The 18902-nt window shown below is 63.1% G+C and carries 18 protein-coding genes; 9 read left to right on the top strand and 9 right to left on the bottom strand.

Going from position 1 to position 18902, the window contains the following annotated elements; all coding sequences use genetic code 11:
* Nucleotides 1–18 precede the first annotated feature (18 nt).
* On the top strand, nucleotides 19–321 hold the full coding sequence (locus M9924_01985; protein ID MCO5063165.1) for an alkylphosphonate utilization protein: 303 nt from the start codon (nucleotides 19–21) through the stop codon (nucleotides 319–321).
* Between the two features lie 30 nt (nucleotides 322–351).
* On the opposite strand, the gene betB is transcribed toward M9924_01985, so the two are convergent.
* The 3 genes from betB to betI are packed head-to-tail and all read right to left on the bottom strand — an operon-like array spanning nucleotide 352 to nucleotide 4076.
* Nucleotides 352–1815, bottom strand: coding sequence for a betaine-aldehyde dehydrogenase (betB, locus tag M9924_01980; GenBank protein MCO5063164.1), 1464 nt, complete (start codon nucleotides 1813–1815; stop codon nucleotides 352–354).
* A gap of 9 nt (nucleotides 1816–1824) precedes the next feature.
* Nucleotides 1825–3474 (bottom strand): choline dehydrogenase, encoded by a 1650-nt coding sequence (betA, locus tag M9924_01975; GenBank protein MCO5063163.1) that lies wholly within the window; start codon nucleotides 3472–3474, stop codon nucleotides 1825–1827.
* Nucleotides 3475–3485: 11 nt separating this feature from the next.
* Nucleotides 3486–4076, bottom strand: a complete 591-nt coding sequence (gene betI / locus M9924_01970) for a transcriptional regulator BetI (protein ID MCO5063162.1) — start codon at nucleotides 4074–4076, stop codon at nucleotides 3486–3488.
* Between the two features lie 147 nt (nucleotides 4077–4223).
* On the opposite strand from betI, the gene M9924_01965 reads away from it, so the two are divergent.
* Genes M9924_01965 through M9924_01955 form a run of 3 tightly spaced genes read left to right on the top strand, consistent with a single transcriptional unit; the run spans nucleotide 4224 to nucleotide 6500 of the window.
* Complete coding sequence (locus M9924_01965; protein ID MCO5063161.1) at nucleotides 4224–4949, top strand: SDR family oxidoreductase; 726 nt, start codon at nucleotides 4224–4226, stop codon at nucleotides 4947–4949.
* Between the two features lie 24 nt (nucleotides 4950–4973).
* Nucleotides 4974–5990, top strand: coding sequence for an asparaginase (locus M9924_01960; protein MCO5063160.1), 1017 nt, complete (start codon nucleotides 4974–4976; stop codon nucleotides 5988–5990).
* Between the two features lie 39 nt (nucleotides 5991–6029).
* Nucleotides 6030–6500, top strand: a complete 471-nt coding sequence (locus tag M9924_01955) for a GreA/GreB family elongation factor (GenBank protein ID MCO5063159.1) — start codon at nucleotides 6030–6032, stop codon at nucleotides 6498–6500.
* A gap of 172 nt (nucleotides 6501–6672) precedes the next feature.
* Here the strand turns inward: M9924_01955 and M9924_01950 are convergent, their stop codons facing one another.
* The 4 genes from M9924_01950 to M9924_01935 all read right to left on the bottom strand — a co-directional run bounded on the left by M9924_01950 (nucleotide 6673) and on the right by M9924_01935 (nucleotide 10915).
* The gene (locus tag M9924_01950; GenBank protein MCO5063158.1) at nucleotides 6673–7053 is read right to left on the bottom strand and encodes a type II toxin-antitoxin system death-on-curing family toxin; all 381 of its coding nucleotides are present in this window, start codon (nucleotides 7051–7053) and stop codon (nucleotides 6673–6675) included.
* Nucleotides 7050–7280 (bottom strand): AbrB/MazE/SpoVT family DNA-binding domain-containing protein, encoded by a 231-nt coding sequence (locus tag M9924_01945; GenBank protein ID MCO5063157.1) that lies wholly within the window; start codon nucleotides 7278–7280, stop codon nucleotides 7050–7052. Before M9924_01945 ends, M9924_01950 begins: the two co-directional genes overlap by 4 nt.
* 69 nt (nucleotides 7281–7349) lie before the next feature.
* Nucleotides 7350–9467, bottom strand: a complete 2118-nt coding sequence (gene scpA, locus M9924_01940) for a methylmalonyl-CoA mutase (protein ID MCO5063156.1) — start codon at nucleotides 9465–9467, stop codon at nucleotides 7350–7352.
* A complete protein-coding gene (locus tag M9924_01935; GenBank protein ID MCO5063155.1) occupies nucleotides 9464–10915 on the bottom strand; it encodes a methylmalonyl-CoA mutase subunit beta in 1452 nt (483 codons plus the stop codon). Before M9924_01935 ends, scpA begins: the two co-directional genes overlap by 4 nt.
* Before the next feature lie 147 nt (nucleotides 10916–11062).
* On the opposite strand from M9924_01935, the gene M9924_01930 reads away from it, so the two are divergent.
* Complete coding sequence (locus M9924_01930; protein ID MCO5063154.1) at nucleotides 11063–12595, top strand: DUF853 domain-containing protein; 1533 nt, start codon at nucleotides 11063–11065, stop codon at nucleotides 12593–12595.
* A gap of 20 nt (nucleotides 12596–12615) precedes the next feature.
* Here M9924_01930 and M9924_01925 read toward each other — a convergent pair whose 3' ends face one another.
* Nucleotides 12616–13419 (bottom strand): L,D-transpeptidase, encoded by an 804-nt coding sequence (locus M9924_01925; GenBank protein MCO5063153.1) that lies wholly within the window; start codon nucleotides 13417–13419, stop codon nucleotides 12616–12618.
* Nucleotides 13420–13662: 243 nt separating this feature from the next.
* Here M9924_01925 and M9924_01920 point away from each other — a divergent pair, with 243 nt between their 5' ends.
* The 4 genes from M9924_01920 (at nucleotide 13663) to M9924_01905 (ending at nucleotide 16762) form a co-directional block, all read left to right on the top strand.
* Entirely contained in the window at nucleotides 13663–14532 is an 870-nt protein-coding gene (locus M9924_01920; GenBank protein ID MCO5063152.1) for a branched-chain amino acid aminotransferase, read from the top strand.
* Nucleotides 14533–14623: 91 nt separating this feature from the next.
* Nucleotides 14624–15220, top strand: a complete 597-nt coding sequence (locus M9924_01915; GenBank protein MCO5063151.1) for a superoxide dismutase — start codon at nucleotides 14624–14626, stop codon at nucleotides 15218–15220.
* 168 nt (nucleotides 15221–15388) lie between these two features.
* Nucleotides 15389–15823 (top strand): cytochrome c, encoded by a 435-nt coding sequence (locus M9924_01910; protein ID MCO5063150.1) that lies wholly within the window; start codon nucleotides 15389–15391, stop codon nucleotides 15821–15823.
* Nucleotides 15824–15835: 12 nt separating this feature from the next.
* Nucleotides 15836–16762 carry a cytochrome c gene (locus M9924_01905; GenBank protein ID MCO5063149.1) on the top strand — a complete coding sequence of 309 codons (927 nt, stop codon included), beginning with the start codon at nucleotides 15836–15838 and terminating at the stop codon, nucleotides 16760–16762.
* A 13-nt stretch (nucleotides 16763–16775) separates the two neighbouring features.
* On the opposite strand, the gene M9924_01900 is transcribed toward M9924_01905, so the two are convergent.
* The gene (locus tag M9924_01900; GenBank protein ID MCO5063148.1) at nucleotides 16776–18878 is read right to left on the bottom strand and encodes a S9 family peptidase; all 2103 of its coding nucleotides are present in this window, start codon (nucleotides 18876–18878) and stop codon (nucleotides 16776–16778) included.
* Nucleotides 18879–18902: the final 24 nt, after the last annotated feature.

The following is an 18902-nucleotide window of genomic DNA, read 5'->3' as shown; positions in this document are numbered from 1 at the left end:
AAGGCATCAAGAGCAGACATGAGCGACCGGGACGACGACTATATCTATGACGAAGCGACCGGCGAATGGCGTCCGGCATCGGAACTGGCCGCCGAGGCGGCCAAGGCTTCGGAGGTTCGGGATGCATCCGGCAATGTTCTTGCCGACGGCGACTCCGTTGTGCTGGTCAAGGACCTCAAGGTGAAGGGCGCGGGCCAGACGCTCAAGCAGGGCACCGTCATTCGCTCGATCCGGCTGACTGACAATCCCGAGGAGATCGATTGCCGTCACGATGCGATCAAGGGGCTGGTGCTGCGCACCGAATTCGTGCGCAAGCGGTGACGGATCGGAGCCTGCGGCGTCGCCCGGTGTTCAGAACGGGCTTTGAACGTCGCCGGTTTCCACATAGACCGACTTGATCTGGGAATAATGCGCCAGCGCGGCGATGCCGTTTTCGCGCCCGATGCCGGATTGCTTATAGCCGCCAAAGGGCATTTCCACAGGCGTCAGATTGTAGTTGTTGATCCAGCAGGTGCCCGCCTGCAACTGGCCGATCACGCGGTGCGCGCGGGGCAGGTCGCTGGTGAAGACTCCTGCCGAAAGTCCGTAGGGTGTGTCGTTGGCGCGCGCCACGACTTCGTCCTCATAGTGGAACGTCAGCACGCTCATGACCGGGCCGAAAATCTCCTCGCGCGAGATGCGCATGTCGTCCTTCACGCCGGTGAAGATTGTCGGTTCGACGAAATAGCCGTTCTCGAAACCCTGAAGGTTGGGTGTGCCGCCGCCGTGTTGCAGGGTTGCGCCTTCCGCCTTGCCGATCTCGATATAGCCCAGCACCTTGTCGTATTGCATCCGGTTGATGAGCGGCCCCATCTGCGTCTCCGGGTCGAGCGGGTCGCCGATGCGGATCGCCTTCGTCCGTTCGGTGAGACGGTGGATAAAACGCTCCTGAATGGCCTCGTGCACAAACACGCGCGTACCGTTCGAGCAAACCTGTCCCGTCGAATAGAAATTCGCCATCATCGCGCCGCCGACCGCGTTCTCGATGTCTGCGTCCTCGAAGATGATGAGCGGCGACTTGCCTCCCAACTCCATCGTCGCATGCTTCATGCGGGACCCCGCCAGCGCCAGCACCTTCTTGCCGGTGGGCACCGAGCCGGTGAAGGACACTTTCGCAACGATGTCATGACCGGCGAGCGCCGCGCCGACATCCCCGCGTCCCTGAATCACGTTGAACAGCCCGTCCGGTAGGCCAGCCTCGGTGTAAAGTTCGGCAAGCGCCAGTGCCGAGAGTGGTGCCGCCTCGGACGGCTTGAACACCATCGCATTGCCCATGGCGAGCGCGGGGCCGGATTTCCAGCCCGCGCCCTGTATCGGATAGTTCCACGCGCCTATGCCGGCGCACACGCCGAGCGCCTCGCGGCGGGTGTAGCCGAAGGGGCCGCCGAGGTCGAAATAGTCGCCGTTGAAGGTGGCCACCGCCCCGGCGAAAAACTCCAGCGCGTCGGCAACCGAAGCGGCATCGGCCACCAGCGTTTCCTGAATGGCGCGGCCCGTGTTCAGCGTCTCGATGCGGGCGAGCGCGTCGTTCCGTTCGCGTAAAAGGTCGGCGGCGCGGCGCAGGATGCGCCCGCGCTCGACGGGCTTCAGTCGCGCCCACTCGATCTGCGCCGCTTGCGCGCTTTCAAGCGCCTGCTGGACAATCGCGGGCGTGGCCGCGTGCAGCCGTGCGACGGTTTCGCCGGTCGCCGCATAGATCAGGTCGATGGGTTCGCCGGCGGCGTCCTCGACATAGCGGCCATCGATGTAGTGTGAACCTTTGGGCTGTGCTTTCATCGTCTCATCCTATCGGTCGGATTCGCGCCAGCGCGGGTTGATCCATGGTTCCTGGTTGGAAGGCGCAAGCATGCCGCGCCCCAGAATATGGTCCGCCGCCTTCTCGCCCGTCATGATGGACGGTGCGTTGAGGTTGCCGTTCGTGACGCGCGGGAAGATGGACGAATCCGCCACCCGCAGGCCTTCCACGCCGATGACGCGGCATTCGGGATCGACAACCGCCATCGGATCGGAGGCGCGGCCCATCTTGCATGTGCCGCAGGGATGGTAGGCGCTTTCGGCGTGATCGCGGATGAAGGCGTCCAGTTCGGCATCGCTCTGCACATGAGAGCCGGGCGAAATCTCGCGCCCGCGATAGGGCGCGAAGGCCGGCTGGCCGAATATCTCGCGCGTCAGCCGGATGCAATGACGGAAATCGGTCCAGTCGTCGGGATGCGACATGTAGTTGAAGCGGATGACGGGCTTGTCCCACGGATCTGGCGAGCGCAGCGTGACCGAACCGCGCGACTTCGACCGCATCGGCCCGACATGCGCCTGAAACCCGTGCGACTTGGCCGCCGCCTTGCCGTCATAGCGGATCGCGGCGGGCAGGAAGTGGTACTGGATGTCCGGGTATTCGACGCCCGGCGCGGAGCGCACGAATGCCGCTGCCTCGAAATGATTGGTCGCGCCAAGGCCCGTCTTGAACAACAGCCATTGCGCGCCGATCAAGGCTTTCGAGAAGGGGTTCAGTACCGAATAGAGCGTGATCGGCTGGGTCGATTCCTGCTGGATGTACAGCTCCATATGATCTTGCAGGTTCTGGCCGACGCCGGGCCTGTCGGCAATGATTTCTATGCCGTGCGCCTTGAGATGCGCGGCGGGACCGACGCCCGACAGGAGCAGCAGCTTGGGCGAGTTTATCGAGGATGCCGCGAGGATTACTTCACGTTTTGCGCGAACAAGTTGAATCTGTTTGCGAACTTCGATCTCCACGCCGGTCGCGCGTTGATTCTGTATGACGACGCGCCGCGCGAAGCCACTGACGAGACTCACATTTTTTCGCTTGAGGGCAGGGCGCAGATAGGCGCTGGCGACCGACCAGCGACGGCCTCCGTGGATGGTCTGCTCCATCGGGCCGAAGCCTTCCTGCTTCGAGCCGTTATAATCCTCGGTCAGTTCGAACCCTGCCTGGCCGCCCGCCTCGATGAAGGCCCGGTAGAGCGGGTTGCGCCGCTGGCCCCGCTGGACGTGCAGCGGGCCGTCGGTGCCGCGCCATCCCTGCTCGCCGCCTTGCGCATCTTCCATGCGCTTGAAATAGGGGAGGACGTCGGCAAAGCTCCAGCCGGTCGCGCCTTCCTCGGCCCAATGGTCGAAATCGCGGGCATGGCCGCGCACATAGACCATGCCGTTGATCGAGGATGAGCCGCCGATCACCTTGCCGCGCGGCGTGACCAGCACGCGCCCGCCAAGGTTCGGTTCCGGCTCGGTCCTGAAGCCCCAGTCGTAGCGGCTCATGTTCATCGGGAAGGAAAGCGCCGACGGCATCTGGATGAACGGGCCGTAGTCGCTGCCGCCATATTCGATCACGATGACGGAGAAACGCCCGTCCTCGGACAGGCGATACGCCATCGCGGACCCGGCGGACCCGGAGCCGACGATCACATAATCGGCTTCGATATCCGGCAGGCTCATTCGCCGGCGCTCTTGGCCAGTCCGGCATCGATATATTGCTCGATGACTGCAATGGCGCCGCGCGGATTCGGCAGGCCGTCCTTCAGCGCGCGGCGGATATAGAACCCGTCGATCAGCGCGGCGATGCCTTCGCTCATCATGTCGGCATGGGCGCGCGGCGCAAGAGGCGCAAGGCCGCTCATCAGGTTGGATTTCAGCCGTCGCACATAGATGCGCAACAGGCGGCGCAACGCCGGGGAGCGCTGCGCCTCGACATAAAAGGCCAGCCACGCGGCCACCACTTCGGGGCGGAACTGGCTGACGGAAAAGTTCACGCTGACGATAGCCGACAGGCGTTCGCGCGGCGAGGCGGCGCGCGCCAGCGCCTCGCGGGTTTCAGCGGTGAGGTCCGATAGGAGTTGCCGCATGGTCGCCTGCAACAATTCGTCCTTCGCGCCGAAATAGTGATGGGCAAGCGCCGACGAAACTCCCGCACGACCGGCGATGTCGGTCATGGTGACGTCGAGCGTCCCGCGCTCGCCAATCGTCAGGATCGCGGCGTCGATCAGTTCCTTGCGCCGCAAGGGCGGCATTCCAAGCTTGGGCATCGTGGACCTCCACCGCGGATTTGTAGTTTTTGTTGACTGGTCAATCAATAAAAAACATCTGCGGTCATTGCGAATGGGTCCCGCGCCGGTTTGCGCAGTAAACCTCAGTGGGGGTATCGTGCGGTTTGGGGAAACAGGAATACGGGCTTGAAGCAGTCGGCTGTTGTCACCGGAGGTGCATCCGGAATCGGTTTCGCGGCAGTCGAGCGGCTGTTGCAGGATGGCTGGCCCGTCGCGGTGCTGGACGCCGACGACAATCTGCTCGCGGAGGCAGAAGATGCGCTGGTCGATGAGGAGGTGGTGTTCGTCAGAGCCGATGTCACCGACGAAGAGGAGGTCGCCGAGGCATTCGACCAGGTGGTCGACAGGTTCGGGCTGATCGGCGGGTTGGTCAACGCCGCGTCCGTCAGGCGGGAGGCGATTTTCGAGGAGACCACCGCAGAGATGTTGCGCGAGGCGCTGGAGATCAATGTCGTGGGGACCTTCATTCCCTGCAAGGCGGCGCTGGAGCGCATGGGCCAGTCGCTGTCCATCGTCAACGTAGGTTCGGTTGCGGGTCTGCGCGCCAGTCCGGGCCATGCCGCGCTCGGCGCTTCGGTCGCCGGCCTGCGGCTGTTGACGGAAGCGCTCGCGGTGGAATTCGGCCGGCGCTCCGTGCGGGCCAACCTCGTTGCGCCCGGACTTGTGGATGACGTGTTCGGCGCGTCGATTGATCCCAAGACCTGGCTGGACCGCGTGCCGCAAGGGCGCTACGGCACCGTTCCTGAAGTGGCTGCGGCGATTGCATTCCTGCTTTCCCCGGAAGCCGCCTATATCAACGGCCAGACCATCGCGGTGGATGGAGGGCTGTCAGCGTCGGGCCTGCGTGCCTGAACGTTGGAATGCGCAGGGTGGGGAATGAGTGATCCGGTTCTGATCGAGGTGATGCGCGGCGATTTCGTCGAAAGCCGGCATCGCGGCGCAATTGCGATTTTCGACTTCGATGGCAAGCCCATGGTGGAGCTGGGCGATGTCGGGTATCCGCTGTTCCCGCGCTCGTCGGTGAAGTCGATGCAGGCGCTGCCGCTGATCGAAAGCGGCGCGGCGGATGCGCTGGGCTTTGACGACGCGGACCTCGCGCTCGCCTGCGCCTCGCATATCGGGGAGCCGGCCCATGTGGAGCGTGCGGCGTCGATGCTGGCCAAAGCGGGGCTGGACGAAAGCGCACTCGAATGCGGCGCGCACTGGCCTTTCGACCATGCGTCCGAAATCGCGCTCGCCGGACGCGGCGGCAGGCCAAGCCAGTTGCACAACAACTGCTCGGGAAAGCATTCCGCCTTCCTGGGGGTGTGCGTGCATTGCGGGCTGGACCACAAGGGCTATGTCGGTTTCGGCCATCCATTCCAGTCGATGATCCGCGAAACGATGCAGGAGGTGACCGGGGCGGCGCACGACGATGGCAATGCCGCAATCGACGGCTGCGCGATCCCGACCTATGCGGTGCCGCTTACGACCCTTGCGCTCGGCTTTTCCCGCATGGGCGGCGGCAGGGGGTTGTCCAGCACGCGCGCGGCTGCCGCCCGAAGGCTGATGGAAGCCGCGATGCGCAATCCGTTTTTCATCTCGGGAACGGGCAAGCCGGACACGGTGCTGATGGAAGCGGCACCCGGCCGCATTTTCGTCAAGGGTGGCGCCGAAGGCGTGTTCTGCGGGGTGGTGCCGGAACGCGGTCTTGCCTTTGCGGTCAAGTGCAATGATGGCGCGGGCCGAGGCGCGGACGCCATCGGCGCGGCAATTCTGGAGCGGATTTTTCGCGACGAGCCGGAGGTTGCCGCGCGCATCGCACCGGAGGCCCGTCCGGTGATCCTGAACCGAAACGGCGCAATCGTCGGCGGATTGCGGCCAACCGGCTTGCTTGCGGAATTGCCGATCTGAGCGCTTGCCGAGCCGGGTTTTCACGCCTACCTTGGGATCATGAGCAGAGCATTTACAAAAGAAGACGACGACGAATTCGCACTGGCCGACATCGGCGAAAGGCCCGTCAGCCAGGAGCGAAATCTGGTGACGGAAGAAGGGCTTGCGCAGATCGACAAGCAGCTTTCGCACCTGCGCGACGAGCTTGGGCTGGCCGAAAAGGCAGGCGAGCGCGAGCGCATGGCGCTGATTTCACGCGACCTTCGCTACTGGGCCGCGCGCCGCGAAAATGCCGAGCTATCCATTCCTGAGCCGGATGAAAAGCTGGTTCGCTTCGGCATGACGGTAAAGATCGTCAACGAGGACGGCAAGGAAGCGACTTGGAAGATCGTCGGCGAGGACGAGGTCGATGCCGCCCGGGGCAAGATTTCGCATGTCTCGCCGATGGCGAAAGCGCTGTTCGGCAAGGGCGTCGGCGATATCGCCACCGTCAATGACAGCGAATGGGAAATCATTGACTTGAAAGTGTGAGCGGGAGCGATACCCCTCATCCGCCTGCCGGCACCTTCTCCCACAGGGGGAGAAGGGGACGTCGTCATTGCCGGCTTCAATCGCAAGCGTTGCGGAATGAGCGCGGCGCTTGATAAATCGTCCTTCTCCCCGTGTGGGAGAAGGTGCCGGCAGGCGGATGAGGGGTGCTCGGCTAGAGCGAAACCGTATGGTCCCGAAAGAATGCTGCGGCGCCTTCTTCGTCGATTTCCCCTGCAGCAATCATCAGAACGAACTGGATCAGGTCCTCATCCTCAGCCTCAAGTTCCAATCCGTTGAAGTAGAGAAATGTGTCGGCGGCGGCGAGCGCGGTGCGCTTGTTTCCATCCACAAAAGGATGGTTCTTTGCGATGCCAAACAGATACGCTGCCGCAAGCTCGCATAGATCCGGCTCGCCATAGGTTGCCTTTTGCAAGGGACGGTTCAACGCGGATTCGAGCATGCCTTCATCGCGTATGCCGGCGGCTCCGCCATGCAGGCGCAATTGCTCTTCATGCATCGCCAAGATGAAGTCGAAGGAATGAAATTCAGTCATTTCGACAGCGCGCGATAGACTCTCTCATACTTTTTCATTCGGTCGCGCGCGACCGTCATCTTGCGCTCGAATTCATCTGCCGAATCCTCGACGCGGCGTAACCGCAATTCTTCGCCGTCCTGTACGATCAGGATATTGTCTCCGGCTTTCAGGTTCATCTTGGCAAGCAATTCCTTCGGCAGGATCACGCCTTCGGAATTGCCGATCTTGCGGATGACGGTGTTCATTGGAGACCTCCATGTTATAACACGATGTATAACATGGTCTCGTTCATGTTGCAACAGATGTAATAACGCCTAGAGCAGGCGTTCGATCAGCCGTTCCGCCGCTTCGGGGATGACGGTGCCGGGTGGGAAGATTTCCGATGCGCCGGCGGCGCGGACGGCTTCGTAATCCTGCGGAGGGATGACGCCGCCCGCCACGATGAGGATGTCGTCGCGCCCGAGTTTCTTCAACGCGGCCTTGAGTTCGGGCACCAGCGTGAGGTGACCGGCGGCAAGCGAGGATGCGCCGACGATGTGCACGTCGCGCTCCGCGGCGATCTTGGCGATTTCCTCCGGCGTTTGGAACATCGCGCCGACCGTGACGTCGAAGCCGAGGTCGGCGAATGCGGTGGCGATGACCTTCTGGCCGCGATCATGGCCGTCCTGCCCCATCTTTGCCACGAGGATGCGGGGTCTGGAGCCGTGGCGCTTCTCGAAGGCGGTCACCTTCTCGTGCACGCGATCGACCGTTTCGTTTTCGCCCAGCGCCTTGCGATAGACGCCCGAGATGGTGCGCACTTCCGCGACGTGCCGCCCGAACGCGCGTTCGAGTGCGGTCGAGATTTCGCCCACGGTCGCCTTGGCGCGGGCGGCCTTGACTGCGAACTCCAGCAGGTTGCCGTTGCCTTTTGCGGCTTCGGTCAGCGACGTGAGCGCGCTCTCGACCGCGCCCACGTCGCGGGTGCCCTTAAGCTGTTGCAGCTTGGCAAGCTGACGTGCGCGCACCTCGGCATTGTCCACCTTGAGCACATCGACTTCGATGTCCTGCTCCGGCGGAAAGACGTTGACGCCGACCAGCGCCTGTTCGCCGGAATCGATGCGCGCCTGCGTGCGGGCCGCCGCTTCCTCGATGCGCAGCTTCGGAATGCCCTGTTCGGTCGCAGCCGCCATGCCGCCCAACTGCTCGACTTCCTCGATATGGGTCAGCGCACGCGCCGCGAGGCTGTGCGTCAGCCGCTCGACATAGGCCGAACCGCCCCACGGATCGATGATGCGGGTGGTGCCCGATTCCTTTTGCAGGATGATCTGCGTGTTGCGCGCGATGCGGGCGGAATGGTCGGTCGGAAGCGCCAGTGCCTCGTCGAACGAATTGGTGTGCAACGATTGGGTGTGGCCCTGCGTCGCCGCCATCGCCTCGATCATGGTGCGCGCGATGTTGTTGTAGGGGTCCTGCGCGGTGAGCGACCAGCCGGAGGTCTGCGAATGCGTGCGCAGCGAAAGCGAGCGTGCATCCTTCGGCGAAAAATTCTTCTGCATCAACGCCGCCCAGAGCAGGCGCGCGGCGCGCAGCTTGGCGACCTCCATGAAGAAATTCATGCCGATGGCCCAGAAGAAGGATAGGCGCGGCGCGAACCTGTCGATGTCGAGGCCAGCCGCCACGCCTGCGCGCGCATATTCGATGCCGTCGGCGATGGTGTAGGCAAGCTCGAGGTCGGCGGTCGCGCCCGCTTCCTGCATGTGATAGCCGGAAATCGAGATCGAATTGAACTTAGGCATGCGCTGCGAGGTGTAGCTGAAAATGTCCGAAATGATCCGCATCGAGGGCTTCGGCGGGTAGATATAGGTGTTGCGGACCATGAACTCCTTGAGAATGTCGTTCTGGATGGTGCCGGCGAGGTCCTTTTCCGCGACGCCCTGTTCTTCCGCCGCCACGATGTAGAGCGCCATGATCGGCAGCACCGCGCCGTTCATGGTCATCGAAACCGTCATCTGGTCGAGCGGGATGCCGTCGAAAAGCTGGCGCATGTCGAGGATGGAGTCGATGGCGACGCCCGCCATGCCGACATCGCCCGCGACGCGCGGATGGTCGCTGTCATAGCCGCGATGGGTGGCAAGGTCGAAGGCGATGGAAAGCCCTTTCTGCCCCGCCGCGAGATTGCGGCGGTAGAAGGCGTTCGATTCCTCGGCGGTGGAAAAGCCCGCATATTGGCGGATCGTCCACGGCTGCTGCACATACATTGTGGGGTAGGGGCCGCGAATGAAGGGCGCTGCACCCGGCCACGTGTCGAGGAAGCGCAGACCCTCAAGGTCCCCTTCGCCGTAGAGATGCTTGACGGGGATGCCCTCCGGCGTGTGCCAGAGTTCGGCGACGCGCTCCTTGCGGTCGCGCGTGCCCTCGCGCCATTCGAGCTTGGTGAAATCGGGGATCATGATGCCACGTCCAGCGTTTCGTCGATGCGCACCGGGTTGATGCGGTCGCATATGGCTTTTGCGTGATTTGGAGTGGGTTCGGCGAGGGCCCGCGGCTCGGACGGCAGCGTATCCACCGCGCGTTCCTTGTGCGCCGGAAAGATCGTGGTGCCGACGATTGCCCGCCCGCTGCGATAGGCTTCCGCGCGGTTCTCGCGCGATGCCAGCACGCGCTGCTGTATCCTGCCGGCGGCGAGGCTGTTGAGCGCGCCGCCCTCGCTTTCGATCTGCTGGAATTCCTTCCACGCGGCCTCGCACAATTCGTCGGTCAGCGCCTCGATGCCGCCCGCGCCACGCGCCGGGTCGGCCACGAAATCGAGATGGCTTTCGCCAATGAGGATGAGCTGCTGGTTGCGCGCGACACGTCGGGCGAAGGCTTCCGGCAGGCCGTGCGCCACGGTGTGGGGCAGGATGGAGATGGAATCCGCGCCGCCGACGGCAGCGGAAAAGGCGGCGATGGTGCTGCGCAGGATGTTCGTCTCGGGGTCCTTCGCCGTCATCATCCGGTATGAGGTTTCGGCATGAACGGTCGCCCAGGCGGGCGGGATCGAGCACATTTCCGCAACGCGCGCCCAGAGCTTGCGCAGCGCCCTGATCTTGGCGATGGACATGAACTGGTCCTGGTCGACGCTGAGCGCGAAGCCGATATGCGGGGCCGCATAGACCAGCGCCTGCCGCGCCTCCTCGAACATGCGCAGATAGGATGTCGCGTTGGACAAGACGATGCCGAGTTCCTGCGCTTCCGTGGCCCCCGCATTGTGAAAGACGCGGCCATCGGCCTCCAGCAACGCGCCGGGCAGGCCGAGCGAGAAGAAATGCGCAAGCGATTGCGGCATCGACGCCTTCAGCGCCTCGATGGACATGCGCAGATAGCCGGTGCTGGCGAAAATCGCCGCCGCGTCTATACCAAACGACAGGCTGAGCTTGCTCGGGTCGACGCGCCGCTTCGACAACAGGGCCAGCATCCATTCCGCCATGCCCCGGCTGCCGGGGTGAACATCGACCCGCACATGGGTGCGGTTGAGCTGGACGCCCTCCAACACCTGTTCGAGCGCCTCGCGGGTGTTCGGCAGGCCATGGCCGAATGAATTCGGGGCGCCCTCGAACACCAGTGAAATGCCGGTCGCGCCGTTTTCGATATCCTCCAGCGCCTGCCGGTTGGCGCGCACCGGATCGGTGTCGTCGACCCGCTGAACGATGAGCCACGGCATGTCCGGGCGCTTGCGGGGCAGCGCCTGCGCATCGACGGCGCGTTCGTAGATCGGTTCGATCCGCAGGCCGTCATCGGTGTGGGAGACCAGCGCATCCTCGAAGGAAGAGCCCGCAAGCGCCTTTTCCGCGAGCTTCAGCCAGCGGTCCCGGTCACACGGTGGAAACTCGGCGTCCTTGAGCAAAGACTGAACGTTCATGTGCTGATCCTTTGGCGGGTAGGGGATGCCAAAGCGCACCGCTTCATGCAAGCTAAAATGCTGATCTCGCATCTAGTCCAAAAGCATTGTTCCCTTCGGCGAGCCTGAGTATAGCTGGCAGGCGCATTTCTTGAGGCGGAGAGCACTATGGCGGACGAAGGCAGCATTTTCCTCGGGGCAAGCCGCAAGCCGGACGACAGCTATCAGCGGCCTGAAAACCTGCTGCTGCGCTATGGCAACCGTCACGGCATCGTGACCGGCGCGACGGGCACCGGCAAGACGGTCACGCTGCAGATCCTCGCGGAAGGTTTTTCCAATGCCGGCGTGCCAGTGTTCTGCGCCGACATCAAGGGCGACCTGTCCGGCATCGCCATGATGGGCGAGGCGAAAGACTTCCTGCTCAAGCGCGCCGAGCAGGTGAAGCTCGACCCTTACGAATTCCAGGAATTTCCGGTGATCTTCTGGGACCTGTTCGGGCAGCAGGGCCATCCGATCCGGGCCACCGTGTCAGAGATGGGGCCGCTCTTGCTGTCACGGCTGATGAACCTCACCGATGCGCAGGAAGGCGTGATGAACATCGCCTTTCGCATCGCCGACGAGGAAGGCCTGCTCCTGCTCGACATGAAGGATCTGCAGGCGCTGCTCGCCAACATGGCGGAACGCGCGCAGGAGATCGGCGCGCGCTACGGCAATGTCACCAAGCCCTCGGTCGGCGCGATCCAGCGCTCGCTGCTGGTGCTGGAGCAGCAGGGCGGCAATAATTTCTTCGGCGAGCCGGCCTTGCAGATTTCCGACCTCATGCGCACGACCCGCGACGGGCGCGGCGCGATCAGCGTGCTGGCCGCCGACAAGCTCATGATGAACCCGCGCCTCTACGCGACATTCCTGCTGTGGCTTATGTCGGAACTGTTCGAGCAGCTTCCCGAGATCGGCGATCCCGACAAGCCGAAGCTGGTGTTCTTTTTCGACGAAGCGCATCTCCTGTTCGACGAAGCGCCCAAGGCGCTCGTGGATCGTGTGGAGCAGGTGGTTCGCCTCATCCGGTCCAAGGGCGTCGGCGTGTATTTCGTGACGCAGAACCCGCTCGACGTGCCGGAAACGGTGCTGGCCCAGCTCGGCAACCGGCTTCAGCATGCGCTGCGCGCCTATTCGCCGCGCGAGCAGAAGGCAGTGAAGGTCGCCGCCGACACATTCCGCCCGAACCCGGATTTCGATTGCTTCAAGGCGATCACCGAACTCGGCACCGGCGAGGCGCTGGTGTCCACGCTGGAGGAAAAGGGCGTGCCGGGCATGGTCCAGCGAACCCTCATTCGTCCGCCCGCGTCGCGGCTCGGCGCCATCTCGCCGCAGGAGCGGCAGTCGGTCATCAACCAGAGCCCCGTGGCGGGCCAGTACGATCGCACCATCGATCGTGAATCGGCGTTTGAAATGCTTCAGAAGCGCGGCGCGAAGAAACAGGCCGAAACGCCCGAGCAGGCCGATGCCGGCGGCGGCTCCGGCTGGACGATTCCCGGTTTCGGCAATGACGACCGCCCCGCGCCGAAGGGCGCTCGCGCGCCGCGGGCGTCCAACCGCCAGACGGTGACGGAAGCAGCGATAAAGTCCGTGGTGCGGTCTGTCGGCACCTCCGTCGGCCGCGCGATCGTGCGCGGGATTCTGGGGAGCTTGACGAAGCGATAGGTCGGGCGTTTGCGAGGCGCCTACACCGGCCCCACAAGAACCGAACCGGCGGGAACGCCGCTGTCGATGGGCATGGAACTGGGGAACCGGTCTTCGACGATGGGCGAGGCGAGGCCGTTGACCACAACGATGGGCGTCGCGTTGGGCACGCGGTCGTAGAGATCCATGACGTCCTGATTCAGCATTCGCACGCAGCCGGAAGATACCGATTTGCCGATGGATTCCCACTCTGGCGTGCCGTGGACGCGGAAGAGCGTGTCCTGCCCGTTCTGGAAAATATAGAGAGCACGCGCGCCGAGCGGATTGGTGAGGCCGCCGGGCTGGCCGCCATTGCGCACGCTGTACATCTCAAGCCGGGGATCGCGCGCGATCATTTCGTCCGGCGGTGTCCATTTCGGCCATTTCTGCTTCCACTGGATGACGCCCGTTCCCGACCATTCGAAGCCGGCGCGCCCCAGCCCGACGCCGTAGCGGATGGCCTCGCCATTGATCAGCGTGAAATAGAGATGATGGCCGAGCGTATCCACCACGATGGTTCTCGGCCCCTGGCCGGTGGTGTTGCGCACCACCTGCCGCAGGAACTGGGGCGCTATTCCGGTATAGGGAACCGGCGGCACTTCTATCCCTTCGTCATAGACAGGCCCGTACATGGACTCATAATCGACAAATGTCGGCGATGGCGGCATTTGTGTCGGCGCAGGTCCCTGCGGATAGGACGAAACCGTCGTGCAGGCCGGAAGCGCAAGACCCGATATGCCAAGAGCGGAGAGGGATAGAAATCGTCGCCTGTCAACATGGGCGGCCAGAACTTCGGACATTGGCATTCCAGTCAATTTTTCATCTGCAAACAGCAAACGGTCGCGTTTGCCACTGGTTGCATAAGCAATCGTGAAAAAGCAGTGTATATTAGGACAAAAGCAAGAAATGAATAACCACACGACCTCGACTGTGACAACGGAGCAACAAAACTTCGTTGGGCCAGTTCCGGGAAATGCGGCATTCGTCCTTGCACATACGGGCTGAACTGCGGCAAAGGTATTGGCCCGACGAATACCGCAGGAACGACCATGAGCCTCGTCACCCCCGCCCAAACAAAGACCTGGACTTATGTGGACGGCGACTGGCATGAGGGCAATGTCGCCATTCTCGGTCCCCGCAGCCACGCGATGTGGCTGGGCACCAGCGTGTTCGATGGCGGCAGGTGGTTCGAAGGCGTGTCGCCGGACCTTGACCTGCATGCGGCGCGCACCAACGCATCGGCAATCGCGCTCGGCCTGCGCCCGACGATAAGCCGCGATGAAATCACGGGGCTCGCCTGGGACGGCTTCAAGAAATTCGACGGCAAGACGGCGGTCTATGTGCGTCCGATGTACTGGGCCGAACATGGCGGATACATGGGCGTGCCCGCCGATCCGGCTTCGACGCGTTTCTGCCTTTGCCTCTATGAAGCGCCCATGATCCCGCCGTCGGGGTTTTCGGTCAGCGTGTCGCCGTTCCGCCGTCCGACGCTTGAAACCATGCCGACCAATGCGAAGGCGGGCTGCCTCTATCCGAACAATGCCCGCGCAATGCTGGAAGCCAGGATGCGCGGCTTCGACAATGCGCTGGTGCTGGACATGCTCGGAAATGTCGCGGAAACAGGCACGTCGAACATCTTCATGGTCAAGGACGGTGTTGCCTACACGCCGGCGCCGAACGGCTGCTTCCTGTCGGGGATCACCCGCAGCCGGGTCATCGGCCTGCTTGGCGATGCGGGCGTAAAGACGGTTGAAAAGACGCTCTCGGTGCGCGAATTCATGGAGGCCGATGAGATATTCTCGACCGGCAACCATTCGAAGGTTGTCCCGGTGACGCGAATCGAGGACCGCGAATTGCAGCCGGGGCCGGTGGCGAAGAAAGCGCGGGAACTCTATTGGGAGTGGGCGCATTCTGCATGAAGCGGAGGCGCGCCGGCCGGGACACAGGATTTTGGTAAGCCGGAACAGGTCTGCGACCACACCCGGCAAAACGAAAAGAGGAGTAAAAACCATGGCTTTCGAACTGCCGGAACTTCCATACGCCTATGACGCGCTTCAGCCCTACATGTCGAAGGAGACGCTGGAGTATCATCACGACAAACACCACAAGGCCTATGTCGACAACGGCAACAAGCTGGCCGCCGAAGCAGGCATGGGCGACCTGTCCGTCGAAGAGGTGGTGAAACAGAGCTTCGGGAAGAATGCCGGCCTGTTCAACAATGCCGCGCAGCACTACAACCACATTCATTTCTGGAAATGGATGAAAAAGGGTGGCGGCGGCAGCAAGCTTCCCGCCAAGTTGCAGAAGGCCGTGGACAGCGATCTCGGGGGCTACGACAAGTTCAAGGCCGATTTCATTGCAGCCGGCACCACGCAGTTCGGCTCGGGCTGGGCATGGCTTTCCGTGAAGGACGGCAAGCTCGCCATCTCCAAGACGCCGAACGGCGAGAACCCGCTGGTGCACGGCGGAACGCCGATCCTCGGCGTCGATGTGTGGGAGCATTCCTACTATATCGACTACCGCAACGCGCGCCCGAAATATCTCGAAGCGTTTGTGGACGATCTCATCAACTGGGATTACGTGCTCGAACTCTACGAGAAAGCGTAAGCGGCCCAATGGCATGCGACAGCCCCGCTTCGGCGGGGCTTTTTTTCGCAGTAACTCAAGATTGCCACGATCCGCGGGATAAATTTCGCCGGACGGGGCGTTAATCATATGCGCGCAGTCGCGCAGTCCGTTCAGACCCATGGCAGCCAGAAGCAACCGGAGGTAGTAATGCGCAAATTCCTTCTCGCACTTTCAGCACTCGCCCTGACGGCAGGCGCCGTTCATGCCGATCCCGAGGATGATCGCGAGGCGCTGATGAAGGAGCGCGGCAGGATTGCCGGCGGACTGGTCAAGGTGATGAAGGGCGAAACGCCGTTCGATGCGGCGGCGACGCTGACCGCCTTGCAGGCGCTGGCCGCCAATGCCGAGAAGGGCGTCGATGTCGATGCGCTCTGGCCGGCAGGGTCGCAGGGCAACAGTGAATCCTCTCCGAAGATCTGGGAAGACCCCGCTGCTTTCAAGGCCGAAGCGGAGAAATACAAGGCTGCCGTGGATGCATCGGTTGCCACACCGCCGACGGACGTGGCGTCCCTGCAGGCTGCCGTGGGTGCGATAGGCAAGGAGTGCTCGGCGTGTCATGAGGTGTTCCGCGTCGAGAAATAGGAAAAAGCGCGAATGGGTGGCGCAAGGACGCTCGGCCTGGGTGTGCTCGCCGCGCTTGCGGCGGGTGCGCTGGCGTTCTGGTTTCTGACTGCGCCGCAGCGCCTGGATGCCGCAATGGTGTCGCAGCTCGAGGGCGGTGATGCCGGACGCGGGGCGCGCATCTTCTGGGCGGGCGGCTGCGCCTCCTGCCACGCCCGCCCGAAATCCGAAGGCGATGCCCGGCTCGAACTGGCAGGCGGACTGGAACTCAAGACGCCGTTTGGCACCTTCATCCCGCCCAACATCTCGTCCGACCCGCAGGATGGCATCGGAAGCTGGACGGCGGAGGATTTCGGCAACGCCATGCTGCGCGGTGTTTCGCCCGACGGGCGGCACTACTATCCGGCGTTCCCCTACGCATCCTATATCCGCATGAAGCCATCCGATGTGGCCGACCTGTTTGCATTCGTGAAAACCCTGCCAGCCGTGCAGGGCAAGGCGGCGAACAATCAACTTTCATTCCCGTTCAACGTGCGGAGGGGATTGGGGCTGTGGAAACTTGTGTTTCTCAGCCCCGATCCCGTCGTTGCGCTGGCTTCGGACGCGCCGGAACCTGCCCATGCCGGCCAGTATCTGGTCGAGGGACCCGGTCATTGCGGCGAATGCCACACGCCGCGCAATCTCGCGGGCGGCACGGAGAAAAGCCGCTGGCTGGCCGGAGCCAAAGCCGCCGAGGGCGGCGGCAACGTGCCCAACATCACGCCCGGCGATGACGGCATCGGCTCGTGGTCGGCGGGCGAAATCGTGACCTATCTCGAAACAGGATTCACGCCGGATTTCGATTCGGTCGGAGGCGCGATGGTCGAGGTCCAGAAGAACATGGCGCAGTTGCCGCCTGGCGATCGCGAGGCGATCGCCGCCTATCTCAAGGCCATCCCTGCGCAGCCAAAGGGATATTAAACGCGCGCCGCGATCAACCGGCCTTGCCGGTCGCCTTGAGCGCGAAGGCGTAGTTGAATGCGACTTCCTCAAGCCGCGAAAAGCGGCCCGATGCGCCCGCATGCCCGGCGTCCATGTTGATCTTGAGCAGCACCGGATTGTCGCTCATCTTGCGTGCCCGCAGGCGGGCGACCCATTTCGCCGGTTCCCAATAGGTAACGCGCGGATCGGTGAGACCGGCAACCGCGAGGATCGGCGGATAGGGCAGGCCGGCGACGTTGTCGTAGGGCGAATAGGCGGCGATGGTTTTGTAGTCCTTTTTCGACCTGATCGGATTGCCCCATTCCGGCCATTCGGGCGGCGTGAGCGGCAGCGTGTCGTCCAGCATGGTGGTGAGCACGTCCACGAAGGGCACTTCGGCGATGATCGCGCCGAACGCATCAGGGGCCATGTTGGCGATGGCTCCCATCAGCATGCCGCCCGCCGATCCGCCCTGCGCCACGATGCGGTCGGGCGAGGTGAAATGCTCTGAAACCAGATGTTTCGCAACGGCGATGAAGTCGTGGAAGGTGTTCTCCTTCTTGTCGCGCTTGCCGTCCTCGTACCAGCGATAGCCGCGATCCTTGCCGCCGCGCACATGGGCGATGGCATAGACGAAGCCGCGATCCACCAGCGACAGCGCATTGGTGTTGAAGGAAGCGGGAATGCTCATGCCGTAGGCGCCGTAGCCATAGAGCAGGCAGGGGGCCGAGCCGTCGAGCTTGAGGCCGCGCCGGTGCAGGATCGAGACCGGCACCTGCTCGCCATCGGGTGCGGTCGCCATCAGGCGGCGGGTCACATAGTCGCGGATGCGATGGCCGGAGGGCACCTCCTGTGTCTTGCGCAGCTTCCGCTTGCGGGTGCGCATGTCGTAGTCGAACACCTGCGTGGGCGTCGTCATGGACGAATAGGTGAAGCGCAGCAGGTCGGTATCGTATTCGTAGGACCCGCCGAGACCAAGCGAATAGGCTTCCTCGTCGAAGGCGATGGTGTGCTCCTCCCCGCTTTTGCGGTCGCGGATGACGATGCGCGGCAGGCCGTCCTTGCGTTCGAGACGCACCATGAAGTTTGCAAAGCCGACGACCGAGAGGATCAGCCGCCCCGGCTCGTGCGGGATCAGGTCCTTCCAATTGTCCTGAATCGGATTCTCAACCGGCGCGGTCATGATCTTGAAATCCTTGGCCCCGTCGGCATTGGTCAGGATGAAGAATACGTCGCCGCCTTCCTCGAGATCGTATTGCACGCCCTTCTTGCGGCGAACCACGAGCTTCGGCTTCGAAGCGGGTTTGCGCGCGTCCAGCAGGCGATATTCGGTGGTCTCGTGGTCGTTGACGGAAATCATGATCCAGTCGTTGCGGCGCGTGCCGCCGACGCCCGCGAAATAGCCGGGGTCCTTCTCCTCATAGACCAGGCGGTCGTCGGATTCCGGCGTGCCGAGCGCGTGGTAGAAGATTTTCGACGGGCGATGATTGGCGTCGACGCGGGTATAGAAAAAGCCCTCGTCATTGGCGTCCCATGTCCCGCCGCCGCCCGTGTCGCTGACGGTTTCGGACCTGTCCTTGCCGGTCGCGAGGTCGCGGACCTTCAGCGTGAAAAACTCCGAACCCTTGTCGTCATAGGCCCAGAGAAGGCTCTTGTGGTCGCTGGAATGATCCACCCCGCCGATGCGGAAATAGGGCTTCTTGCGCGCTTCCTTGTCCCCGTCGAGGATGATCTCTTCCTTGCCACCCCTGCGCGGCTTGCGGAAATAGCGCGGCTGCTGCCCGCCGGTGACAAAGGAGGTGCCGTAGGCGTAGGGACCGTCCTCCATCGGCACGGAGGAATCGTCTTCCTTGATGCGCCCTTTCATCTCAGCGAACAAGGCTTTCTGGAGCGGCCGCGTGTCGCGCATGAGCTTGGCCTGATAGGCGTTTTCCGCTTCGAGATGGGCGCGGATTTCCGGGTCGAGTACGGAAGGGTCGCGAAACACCTCCTGCCAGTTGTCTGCGCGCATCCATGCGAACTCGTCGACACGCTCGATGCCGTGACGCGTGTCGGTGACGCGGCGCTCTATGGCAAGCGGGGGCTTGGCTTTGGAGAAGATCGATTTCTTGGACATCATATCTCGCTGAATAGGGCCGAA

It is taken from the genome of Rhizobiaceae bacterium (assembly GCA_023953835.1).
Taxonomy (GTDB): Bacteria; Pseudomonadota; Alphaproteobacteria; order Rhizobiales; family Rhizobiaceae; genus Mesorhizobium_G.
Note: the sequence above shows the minus strand (reverse complement) of the source record. Positions and strands in the feature narration are given on the sequence as shown.

Excerpts from the sequence above, each read along its gene's own strand:
- M9924_01985 (MCO5063165.1), top strand. The coding sequence starts at position 19 with ATGAGCGACCGGGACGACGACTATATCTATGACGAAGCGACCGGCGAA.
- betB (MCO5063164.1), bottom strand. The coding sequence starts at position 1,815 with ATGAAAGCACAGCCCAAAGGTTCACACTACATCGATGGCCGCTATGTC.
- betI (MCO5063162.1), bottom strand. The coding sequence starts at position 4,076 with ATGCCCAAGCTTGGAATGCCGCCCTTGCGGCGCAAGGAACTGATCGAC.
- M9924_01960 (MCO5063160.1), top strand. The coding sequence starts at position 4,974 with ATGAGTGATCCGGTTCTGATCGAGGTGATGCGCGGCGATTTCGTCGAA.
- M9924_01955 (MCO5063159.1), top strand. The coding sequence starts at position 6,030 with ATGAGCAGAGCATTTACAAAAGAAGACGACGACGAATTCGCACTGGCC.
- M9924_01950 (MCO5063158.1), bottom strand. The coding sequence starts at position 7,053 with ATGACTGAATTTCATTCCTTCGACTTCATCTTGGCGATGCATGAAGAG.
- M9924_01945 (MCO5063157.1), bottom strand. The coding sequence starts at position 7,280 with ATGAACACCGTCATCCGCAAGATCGGCAATTCCGAAGGCGTGATCCTG.
- scpA (MCO5063156.1), bottom strand. The coding sequence starts at position 9,467 with ATGATCCCCGATTTCACCAAGCTCGAATGGCGCGAGGGCACGCGCGAC.
- M9924_01935 (MCO5063155.1), bottom strand. The coding sequence starts at position 10,915 with ATGAACGTTCAGTCTTTGCTCAAGGACGCCGAGTTTCCACCGTGTGAC.
- M9924_01930 (MCO5063154.1), top strand. The coding sequence starts at position 11,063 with ATGGCGGACGAAGGCAGCATTTTCCTCGGGGCAAGCCGCAAGCCGGAC.
- M9924_01925 (MCO5063153.1), bottom strand. The coding sequence starts at position 13,419 with ATGCCAATGTCCGAAGTTCTGGCCGCCCATGTTGACAGGCGACGATTT.
- M9924_01920 (MCO5063152.1), top strand. The coding sequence starts at position 13,663 with ATGAGCCTCGTCACCCCCGCCCAAACAAAGACCTGGACTTATGTGGAC.
- M9924_01915 (MCO5063151.1), top strand. The coding sequence starts at position 14,624 with ATGGCTTTCGAACTGCCGGAACTTCCATACGCCTATGACGCGCTTCAG.
- M9924_01910 (MCO5063150.1), top strand. The coding sequence starts at position 15,389 with ATGCGCAAATTCCTTCTCGCACTTTCAGCACTCGCCCTGACGGCAGGC.
- M9924_01905 (MCO5063149.1), top strand. The coding sequence starts at position 15,836 with ATGGGTGGCGCAAGGACGCTCGGCCTGGGTGTGCTCGCCGCGCTTGCG.
- M9924_01900 (MCO5063148.1), bottom strand. The coding sequence starts at position 18,878 with ATGTCCAAGAAATCGATCTTCTCCAAAGCCAAGCCCCCGCTTGCCATA.